The organism is Arsenicicoccus sp. UBA7492, assembly GCF_002479615.1.
Classification (GTDB): domain Bacteria; phylum Actinomycetota; class Actinomycetes; order Actinomycetales; family Dermatophilaceae; genus Arsenicicoccus; species Arsenicicoccus bolidensis.
Genome location: NZ_DLOE01000041.1, coordinates 1 through 9,541, shown reverse-complemented (window position 1 = coordinate 9,541; position 9,541 = coordinate 1). Strand labels below are relative to the sequence as shown.

Below are 9,541 nucleotides of genomic sequence, written 5' to 3'. Positions count from 1 at the left end.
CCTGGGGAACGAAGGCCGGTCGATGCCTCTACCCGCGGTAGGTCAGCGGGTGGGGTGCCAGTTGACGGCGTTGGCACCCACCGCGACCACGACGGCGAGCGAGAGATACATCAGCACGTCCAGACCTCGGGACCGTATGACGAGCCCGCCGGCCGCCGCGTCGGACACCACCAGGCGCAGCACGGCCGCCGCAGCGAGCGCCCCCGCCAGCAGGTTGCCGCCCAGCCGCGGCGACACCACCGCCACCACGGCCAGCGCCAGCACGCAGCCGAGGCCGAGCACCCACCACAGGGCGAGGCGCCCCGGCCCCACGGACGTCACGCGGAAGCAGCCCGCTCGGCGGACTCGACGACGTTGCTGAGCAGCAGCGCGCGGGTCATGGGGCCGACGCCACCAGGGTTGGGCGTCATCCAGCCCGCGACCTCCATCACGTCGGGGTGGATGTCGCCGGCGACCCGGGACTTCCCGTCCTCGCCGGCGATGCGGGACACCCCGACGTCGAAGACGGCGGCCCCCGGCTTGACCATGTCGGGCGCCAGGATGTTGTGGACCCCGGCCGCCGCCACGACGATGTCGGCGCGGCGGGTGTGGGCGGCCAGGTCACGAGTCCCGGTGTGGCACAACGTGACCGTGGCGTTCTCTGAGCGTCGGGTGAGGATCAGGCCGAGCGGGCGACCCACCGTGATGCCGCGGCCGATGACGACGACCTCCGCCCCCTTGAGCGGGATGTCGTAGCGCCGGCACAGCTCGACCACGCCCATCGGGGTGCAGGGCAGGGGCGCGGGGATGCCGAGCACGAGGTTGCCGAGGTTGACGGGGTTGAGGCCGTCGACGTCCTTGGACGGGTCGACGCGCGCCAGGATCGCGCTGTCGTCGAGGCCGGTGGGCTGCTGCACGAGGAAGCCGGTGCAGTCGGGGTCGGCGTTGAGCTCGTCGACGACCGCCTCCACCTCGGCCTGGGTGGCCGTGGCGGGCAGGTGCCGCTGGATCGAGGCGACACCGATCTCGGCGCAGTCCTTGTGCTTGGCGCCGACGTACCACGTGCTGGCGGGGTCGTCCCCGACGAGCACCGTGCCGAGTCCCGGGGTGATGCCGCGCTCCCGCAGCGCGCGGACGCGCTCGGCGAGCTCGGTCTTGATCGTCGCGAGGGTGGCCTTGCCATCGAGGATCGTCGCAGTCACGTCGTTCATCTTGCCACCCGGTTCGCACGCTGCGCGGCCACCCCTGCCCCGACGGCCGCGCCGAGCGTGATCACGACGCCCGCCAGCAGCTGCGGCCCGACGTGGGAGCGGGCGGCGGGGTCCAGCAGGTCGACCAGCACCGCCGACACGAGCTGACCGGTGAGCGTCATGAGGGTGGCCACGAGCACCCCCAGGTGGTGCACGACGACGGCGCCGATGGCGACATACACGATCCCGATCAGTCCCCCGACGTAGGCCCACCACGGCAGGTCCCAGGTCGCCGGTGCCCGCAGACCGCCGCGCGCCAGGAGCAGGCCGGCCCACCCGAGCAGCAGCCCGAGCCCCCAGGTGAAGTTGATGGTCGAGGTGACCACGACGTCGCCGCTGACGCGGTTGACGCGCCCGTTGAGCGCCTGCTGGAGGGCGATCGCGGCGCCGGCGAGCACGGTGAGGGCGACAGGCAGCAGAGGTATGCCGTCCGCCCCGCCGCTCCCGGACCGGGCCGAGGCGGCGACGCCGACCCCCACGAAGGTCGTCAGGCCGGCCAGCACCCGACCCACGGTCACCGGCACGTGGCCGGCCGGCCCGATGCCGAGGCGGTCGACGAGCAAGGCGTTGGTCGTCTGCCCGCCGACGATGGCGATGGTGAACAGCGCGACGCCGAGGACGGGCACGGCGTTGGTCTGGACGGCGACGAAGAAGCCGCCGCTCAGCCCGCCCAGGGTCTGCCACCACGGCAGGCGGCCCGAGCGGACCGCGCCGACGACCTCGCGCAGCGCCCGCCGCGGCCCGGGCAGGACCAGGAGCGCGGCCAGCAGGACGACCCACCCGGAGCCGAAGCTCCACAGCGACGCGTCCACCGGGCTGGCGAATGCGTGCGCCAAGGTCCCGTTGGCGCGGGACTGCAGCGAGGACAGCGCGCCCGCGAGGAGGGCGGCCGCCGCCGACAGGACGACGACGGGCCGGCCCTCCTCGTGTTGGTCGCCGGGGCTGCCGGGGGCTCCGGCGACCTCGCGTCCGCCCTCGCGGGGGTCAGTGGGCAAAGTGGCGCGTGCCCGTGAAGTACAACGACACCCCCGCCTGCTGGCAGGCCTGGATCGTCTCGGCGTCGCGCATCGACCCGCCCGGGGCCACGATGGCGCGGACGCCGGCGTCGATGAGGAGCTGCGGGCCGTCGGCGAACGGGAAGAACGCGTCCGACGCCGCCACCGCACCACGGGCCCGCTCCTCCCCCGCCCGCTGGACGGCGAGCCGGCAGGAGTCGACGCGGTTGACCTGGCCCATGCCGATGCCGACGGAGGCGCCGTCGCGGGCGAGCAGGATCGCGTTGGACTTGGTGGCGCGGACGGCCTTCCAGGCGAAGTCGAGGTCCACGAGGGTGCGGTCGTCGACGGAGTCGCCGGCGACGAGCGTCCAGTGCAGGGGCGCGTCGCCGTGGCCCGCCGTCTCCTCGTCGTCCTCGGTCGGCTCGATCACCGCGTCGATCCGGTCGGCCTCCTGCACGAGCAGGCCACCCGAGATGGGGCGCAGCTCGAGGGCAGAGGCACCGGAGCGGACGTCGGCGGGCAGGCGCAGCAGCCGGATGTTCTTCTTGGCCGTGAGGATCGCCAGCGCCTCGGGCTCGAAGTCGGGAGCCGCCACGACCTCGGTGAAGATGTCCTTGACCGTCTCGGCCATCGCGGCCGTGACCGGGCGGTTGGTGGCGATGACGCCGCCGAAGGCCGACAGCGGGTCGCACTCGTGGGCGCGCCGGTGCACGGCATCGATCGGCTCGTCGGGGGCGCCGGCCGCGATGCCGCACGGGTTGGCGTGCTTGATGATCGCGACGGTCGGGCGGTGGCCGTGGTCGTGCGCGGCCCGCACGGCGGCGTCGGTGTCGACGTAGTTGTTGTAGGACATCTCCTTGCCGTGCAGCTGCTCGGCGGAGGCCACGCCCGGGCCCTCGCCTCGATACAGGGCGGCGCGCTGGTGGGGGTTCTCGCCATACCGCAGGTCGGAGACCTTGGACCAGGTCGCCCCCGCGAACTCGGGGAAGGTCTGGGCGTCGCCGACGTAGGACGAGACCATCCACGAGGCGACGGCCACGTCGTAGGCCGCGGTGTGCGCGAACGCCTTGGCGGCCAAGGACTTCCGCTCGTCGAGGGTGAACCCGCCGGCGCCGACCGCGGCCAGGACCGACGCGTAGTCGTCCGGCGAGGTGATCACGCCAACGCTCGGGTGGTTCTTGGCGGCGGCGCGGACCATGGAGGGGCCACCGATGTCGATCTGCTCGATGCACTCGTCGGGGCTGGCGCCGGACGCGACCGTCGCGGTGAAGGGGTAGAGGTTGACGACGACCAGCTCGAACGCCGCGACCTCGAGCTCCTCGAGCTGGCGCAGGTGGTCGGGCTTGCGGGTGTCGGCGAGGATCCCGGCGTGGACGCGCGGGTGCAGCGTCTTGACCCGCCCCTCAAGGCACTCGGGGAAGCCGGTCAGCTCCTCGACGCGGGTCACGGGCAGGCCGAGTCCGTCGATGAGGGCGGCCGAGCCGCCGGTGGAGACGAGCTCGACGCCGGCGTCGTGCAGGCCGCGGACGAGGTCCTCGAGGCCGGTCTTGTCGTAGACCGAGACGAGGGCGCGCCGGATCGGTCGCCGCCCCTGCTCGGTCGTCGCGGACGCAGCGGTGCGGTCGTTGGCAGTCATCAGGTCACTCCTGCGAGCGGTTGCGGTTGGATCGGTGCGGGCACCCAGGCGGGCGATGCCCACGATCGTCACTCCCCGGTGGTGGTCCACCTGCGCCAGTCGTGTGCCTCCAACCCTACCGGGGGCGAAGGCATCGACCGGCCGTCGTCCGCCAGGCCGATGATCCCGCCGGGGGCGGGTCGTGAGCCGGTATGCCGCAGCGCCCGCCCTCTCAGCGGCCGAGGCGCACGCGGCGGCCGTCGAGGTGGTGGCCGTGGCGCGCCATACGGCCCACGACGTCGACGAGCATCTCGCGCTCCTGGACCTTGATCCGCTCGTGGAGGGACACCTCGGTGTCGTCGTCCTCGACGGCGACCGCCCGCTGGGTGATGATCGGCCCGGTGTCGACGCCGGCGTCGACGACGTGGCAGGTCGTCCCGGTCACCGCCACGCCGTGGGCGAGGGCATCACGGACGCCGTGCGCGCCGGGGAAGCTCGGCAGCAGCGCGGGATGGGTGTTGATCACGGTCGGACCGGCCAGCACCTGCGGCCCGAGGATCCGCATGAAGCCGGCGCTGACCACGAGCTGCGGTGCGTGACGAGCGATCTCGGCGGCGAGGGCGGCGTCCCAGGCAGCCCGGTCAGGGTGCTCGGCGGGGCGGACGACGAAGGTCGGGATCCCCGCGCGCTCGGCCCGCTCCTGCCCCAGCGTGCCGCCGCGATCGACCCCCACCGCAGCGATCCGCACGCCATAGCCAGGGTCGGCGCTCGCGTCGATCAGCGCCTGGAGCAGGGTGCCGGAGCCCGACACGAGGACGACGATCGGCACGGGCTGGGGCGAGTCGCTCACAGCCAGCACCCTAGTGGCATGGGGGATGATGGGGCGCGTGCCTGCCGACCGAGCCCCCAGACCGCGCCCGTCCGACGACGAGCGGCGCCCGGACGACGCCGGGCGAGGCCCCGGGGCCGGTGACGGGCGAGGCCCTGCGGACGGCGGACGGCGCCCGGCACCACCACCCGGGGCGACCGACGGCATGCGGGCGGCGCTGGCGATCGTGGTCACGGTGCCGCTGCTGTCGCTGCACCACCCCTGGTCGTTGCTGGCGGTGGCGACGAGCCTGGCCGCGATGTGGTTCGCGGGGCGGGCGGTCGCGCTGCAGCTGCGGGCCAAGCGCTATGGCTGGGCGTCGTGGCAGCTCGTGGGGGTCACGCTGGGCGGCTATCTGCTGTTCACGGCAGCCCTGCAGTCGATCTATCCGACGCAGATGACGACCTGGTCGACGTGCACCGCCGGCGCCAACACTCGCGTGGCGCAGGCGCAGTGCGACGCCCGTCTCGACGAGTCGGTGCCGTCCTGGCTGTCGGGCGCGCTCGGCCTCTGACCGGCTCGGCCTCTGACCGGCTCCGCGTCCAACCCGGGTCGATGTGCCTACCTCAGGTAGGTCAGTGGTGGTAGCGGCGCCAGGTCAGCAGGAGCGCCAGGAGCGCCCCCACCGCGAGCTCGCCGGCCAGCGCCAGCGTCGCCCACCACGCGTGCGGCCCCACCGACACCAGCGCCCGCGAGCCCAACGAGCCGCTCGACAGCAGCATCACGACCAGCGACCCGAGGACCATGACCAGCCAGGCCGAGGCGGCGGCCAGCGCCTTGGCGCCCAACGTCGACAGGGTCGCCAGCCGACCGATCGCCCGGTGCGCGACCACGGCCCCCACGATCACCGGCAGCAGCCCCGCGAGCCGCGCCCACCACGGCAGCGCCCCGTTGTCCGGCAGCGAGCCGAGGAACGGAACCATGGGCAGCAGGCCCGACTGGGCCTGCGACCAGGTGTAGGTCGAGCCCAGCCCCAGCGAGAACCCCGGCCCCGCCAGCCAGGACAGGCCCCAGGCCGCCGCGTCGGGCAGCCAGGCCAGCTGGACCACGGCGAGCAGGACGTTGCCCACCGCGCCGGCGTCCAGCGACGACGTCAGGTCGCGCACGCGCCCCAGGTGCGTCACGAACCCCAGGACCACGGGCACCAGACCGGCCAGCAGCAGCAGACCCACGCCGCGCAGCCCCTCCCCCAGGGCGCGGCGCACCGCCACGGGGACGAGCCCGACGACCTGGTCGTGCCACCCGGGAGCGGCGGCCGGCCGGGCCCACGCGTGCCGCAGCCCCACCAGCACGCCGAGCAGCGGCACGACGACGTCGCCCAGCACCGTGGACGGCCAGGACGGCCGGATCGCGAGGCTCGACGCGTGCAGAGCCACGAGAAGCCCCAGGACGGCATACGAGCCGATGAAGGCCCCGACGAGCCGGGCCACCCCGGAGCGCATCCCGCCCAGCCAGCCGAGCCGCGGCGAGCGGTCGTCCTCGACGGGCCCGGCGAGGGTGCGCGCCGCGACCGCGGCCGACGCGACGGCCAGCGCCGTCAGCAGCAGCGGGGTCAGCGACAGCACGACCCCGGCCTGGCGCACCGAGCCGCCGTGCGCCGCGACCCAGGCCAGCGACCCCACGCCCAGCGCGGCGGGCCACCCCCCGGTGGCACCCGCCGACCCGGCCCAGGCGACGACGGAGAGGAGCACGAGCGGCAGCCAGCTCGTCACGACGGCGACGGCGGCCGCGCGCACGGCCCGGGTGGCAGCGACGGCGGCGGGGCGGAGGCGGGGCGAGTCAGTCATGGGTGCCCTCATCGTCTCCCACCGGGGCCCCGCGGCCCGACCCGGCTCGCCGGTCCGGCGGCCACCGGAGCCACCTGGCCCGCCCCGGCGGAGGCTGTCGTATGCCGAGAGCCGGCCACCCCGAGGAGGGGTGACCGGCTCTCGCCGTGACCGGTGAGGGTCAGAGGGACTTCATGATCTCGCGCATGAGCTCGGCGGTCTCGGACGGCGTCTTGCCGACCTTGACGCCGGCGGCCTCGAGGGCCTCCTTCTTGGCGGCGGCAGTGCCCGCGCCACCCGAGACGATGGCGCCGGCGTGGCCCATGGTCTTGCCCTCGGGGGCGGTGAAGCCCGCGACGTAGCCGACGACCGGCTTGGTGACGTTGTCCTGGATGAACTTCGCCGCGCGCTCCTCGGCGTCGCCACCGATCTCGCCGATCATGACGATCGCCTTGGTCTCCGGGTCCTTCTCGAAGGCCTCGAGGCAGTCGATGTGCGTGGTGCCGATGACCGGGTCGCCACCGATGCCGACGGCGGTGGTGAAGCCGAAGTCACGCAGCTCGTACATCATCTGGTAGGTCAAGGTCCCCGACTTGGAGACCAGACCGATCTGGCCGGCGCCCGCGATGTCGGCGGGGATGATGCCGGCGTTGGACTGCCCGGGGCTGATGATGCCGGGGCAGTTGGGGCCGATGATGCGGGTCGTGCCCTTGGCCGCGGCGTAGTTGTAGAACTCGGCCGAGTCCTTGACCGCGATGCCCTCGGTGATGACGACGAGCAGCGGCATCCCCGCGTCGACGGCCTCGACGACCGCGGACCTGGTGAAGGCCGGCGGCACGAACACGACCGAGACGTTGGCGCCGGTCGCGTCCATGGCCTCCTTGACGGAGCCGAAGACGGGGACCTGCTTGCCCTCGGGGAAGTCGACCGTCTGGCCGGCCTTCTTGGGGTTGACGCCACCGACGATGTCGGTGCCGGAGGCGAGCATGCGCGTGGTGTGCTTCATGCCCTCGGAGCCGGTCATGCCCTGGACGATGACCTTGGAGTCGGCGTTGAGGAAGATAGCCATTGGTTGTGTAGTCCTGTCTCTCTCGCTCGAACGCTTACTTGGCGGCCAGCTCGGCGGCCTTGCGGGCAGCGCCGTCCATGGTCTCCTCGACGGTGACCAGCGGGTGGTTGTAGTCCTCGAGGATGCGGCGACCCTCGACGACGTTGTTGCCGTCCAGACGGACGACGAGCGGCTTGGTGGCCTGGTCGCCCAGCGACTTGAGGGCGCCGACGATGCCGTTGGCCACGGCGTCGCACGCCGTGATCCCGCCGAAGACGTTGACGAACACGGCCTTGACCTGCTCGTCGCCGAGGATGACGTCCAGGCCGTTGGCCATGACCTCGGCCGAGGCGCCGCCACCGATGTCGAGGAAGTTGGCGGGCTTGCTGGCCCCGCCCGTGTGGTCCTCGCCGGCGTAGGCGACGACGTCCAGGGTGCTCATCACGAGGCCTGCGCCGTTGCCGATGATGCCGACGTTGCCGTCGAGCTTGACGTAGTTGAGGTGCATCGCCTTGGCCTTGGCCTCCAGCGGGTCCGCGGCCTTCTCGTCGACCAGGGCTGCGTGGTCGGCCTGGCGGAAGGACGCGTTGTCGTCGAGGGTGACCTTGCCGTCCAGGGCGATGATGTCGCCGTCCTCGGTCTTGACGAGGGGATTGACCTCGACCAGGGTGGCGTCCTCCTCGCGGTAGACGTCCCACAGCTTCTGCAGCACCGGCACGATCTTGGCGCCGGTCTCCGCGTCGAAGCCGGCGGCCTGGACGATCTCGGTGGCCTTGGCCTCGTCGATGCCGACCTGCGGGTCGACGGCGATGCGGGCGAGGGCCTCGGGGCGCTCGACGGCGAGCTGCTCGATCTCCATCCCGCCCTCCTTGCTGCACATCGCCAGGTAGTTGCGGTTGGCGCGGTCCAGGAGCAGCGAGAAGTAGTACTCCTCGGCGATCTTGGCGCCCTGCGCGATCATCACGGTGTGGACGGTGTGGCCCTTGATGTCCATGCCGAGGATCTGCTGGGCGTACTGCTCGGCCTCGTCGGCGGACTTGGCGACCTTGACGCCACCCGCCTTGCCGCGACCTCCGGTCTTGACCTGGGCCTTGACGACGGTGACCCCGCCGCTCCTGGTCCCGATCTCGTCTGCGGCGGCCCGAGCCTGCTCGGGGGTCTCGGCGGTCTGGCCCGCCAGGACCGGCACGCCGTGCTTCTCGAACATGTCGCGTGCCTGGTACTCGAAAAGATCCACGCTCATCCGTCCTTGGGTTAGGTGGTGGAGTGTCTTCGCGAGGATAACGCGGTTCCGACGCACCGGCCCACGCCAACCGTCCCCCTGCGACCGATGCCACACCGAGGGCGCGCCCGCGCGGGTCGGGCGAGCCGGTCGGTCCACCCGGTCGGTCCCGGGACCGGGGTCGGTCGGGTGATCCGGTGGGCTGTGCCTGGGGGGCGGTGCCGGACGACGAGGCCGTATGCCGGGAAGGGGGGTCCCGGCATACGGCCTCGTGCGTGACTCTTGTGGTGCTGGGGTTACTGGACGGTGATGTCGTCGAAGACGAAGCTGGACTGGGCGGAGGAGTCTTCGGTGGCGGTGATCTTGAGGGTGACGCTGCGTCCGGCGTAGCTGGACAGGTCGACGGTCTTCTGGACGTAGCCGTTGGTCTTGGTCAGGTTGGAGTAGGACGCCACGGCGGAGCCGTTGATGGTGACGGTGGCCTTGTCGTAGGCGGTGTAGCCGGAGGTCTCGGCGCTGTCGACGGCGACCCAGTAGGTGAGCTTGCCGCCGGCCGGGACGGTCAGGGTCTGCTGCTGGTACTCGGTGGCGGTGGTGCCGTTGCCGCCGAGCCAGAGCTTCCAGGTGCCGGTGTGGGCGGGGCGTCCGGCGTTGTTGGTGATGGGGCCGGTGGTGCCGGTCCAGCCGGTCTGGCCGGACTCGAAGCCGCCGTTGACGACCGCGTTGCTGCCCGGCGTGGGGGTGGGCGTCGGGGTCGGGGTGGGCGTCGGGGTCGGGGTGGGCGTCGGGGTAGGC

General features: G+C 72.8%; 9 protein-coding genes, 1 pseudogene and 1 riboswitch. Of the genes and pseudogenes, 1 reads left to right on the top strand and 9 read right to left on the bottom strand.

All coding sequences use genetic code 11. From position 1 onward, the window contains the following. Positions 1–42: 42 nt before the first annotated feature. The 5 genes from B4E97_RS11935 to purN form a co-directional block, all read right to left on the bottom strand. On the bottom strand, positions 43–321 hold the full coding sequence (locus B4E97_RS11935; protein WP_286958065.1) for a DUF3017 domain-containing protein: 279 nt from the start codon (positions 319–321) through the stop codon (positions 43–45). After that, positions 318–1,181 carry a bifunctional methylenetetrahydrofolate dehydrogenase/methenyltetrahydrofolate cyclohydrolase gene (locus B4E97_RS11930; protein WP_286958061.1) on the bottom strand — a complete coding sequence of 288 codons (864 nt, stop codon included), beginning with the start codon at positions 1,179–1,181 and terminating at the stop codon, positions 318–320. Before B4E97_RS11930 ends, B4E97_RS11935 begins: the two co-directional genes overlap by 4 nt. 5 nt (positions 1,182–1,186) lie before the next feature. Beyond that, positions 1,187–2,224 carry a DMT family transporter gene (locus B4E97_RS11925; protein WP_286960001.1) on the bottom strand — a complete coding sequence of 346 codons (1,038 nt, stop codon included), beginning with the start codon at positions 2,222–2,224 and terminating at the stop codon, positions 1,187–1,189. Continuing rightward, complete coding sequence (purH, locus tag B4E97_RS11920; protein WP_286960000.1) at positions 2,214–3,863, bottom strand: bifunctional phosphoribosylaminoimidazolecarboxamide formyltransferase/IMP cyclohydrolase; 1,650 nt, start codon at positions 3,861–3,863, stop codon at positions 2,214–2,216. The genes B4E97_RS11925 and purH overlap by 11 nt, the downstream gene beginning before the upstream one ends. A 35-nt stretch (positions 3,864–3,898) precedes the next feature. After that, positions 3,899–3,976, bottom strand: a riboswitch (ZMP/ZTP riboswitch). Between the two features lie 98 nt (positions 3,977–4,074). Further along, positions 4,075–4,692: a phosphoribosylglycinamide formyltransferase gene (gene purN, locus B4E97_RS11915; protein WP_019285586.1), complete on the bottom strand. Its 618-nt coding sequence runs from the start codon at positions 4,690–4,692 to the stop codon at positions 4,075–4,077. Positions 4,693–4,729: 37 nt separating this feature from the next. On the opposite strand from purN, the gene B4E97_RS11910 reads away from it, so the two are divergent. After that, positions 4,730–5,224: a hypothetical protein gene (locus tag B4E97_RS11910; RefSeq protein WP_286959999.1), complete on the top strand. Its 495-nt coding sequence runs from the start codon at positions 4,730–4,732 to the stop codon at positions 5,222–5,224. Positions 5,225–5,285: 61 nt separating this feature from the next. On the opposite strand, the gene B4E97_RS11905 is transcribed toward B4E97_RS11910, so the two are convergent. The 4 genes and pseudogenes from B4E97_RS11905 to B4E97_RS11890 all read right to left on the bottom strand — a co-directional run. Continuing rightward, positions 5,286–6,497: a DUF6350 family protein gene (locus tag B4E97_RS11905; RefSeq protein ID WP_286959997.1), complete on the bottom strand. Its 1,212-nt coding sequence runs from the start codon at positions 6,495–6,497 to the stop codon at positions 5,286–5,288. A 160-nt stretch (positions 6,498–6,657) separates the two neighbouring features. Next, complete coding sequence (gene sucD / locus B4E97_RS11900) at positions 6,658–7,545, bottom strand: succinate--CoA ligase subunit alpha (protein WP_019285584.1); 888 nt, start codon at positions 7,543–7,545, stop codon at positions 6,658–6,660. Positions 7,546–7,579: 34 nt separating this feature from the next. Continuing rightward, entirely contained in the window at positions 7,580–8,761 is a 1,182-nt protein-coding gene (gene sucC / locus B4E97_RS11895; RefSeq protein WP_029212044.1) for an ADP-forming succinate--CoA ligase subunit beta, read from the bottom strand. Between the two features lie 281 nt (positions 8,762–9,042). Beyond that, positions 9,043–9,541: pseudogene (locus tag B4E97_RS11890) on the bottom strand (M4 family peptidase); the annotation flags it as partial.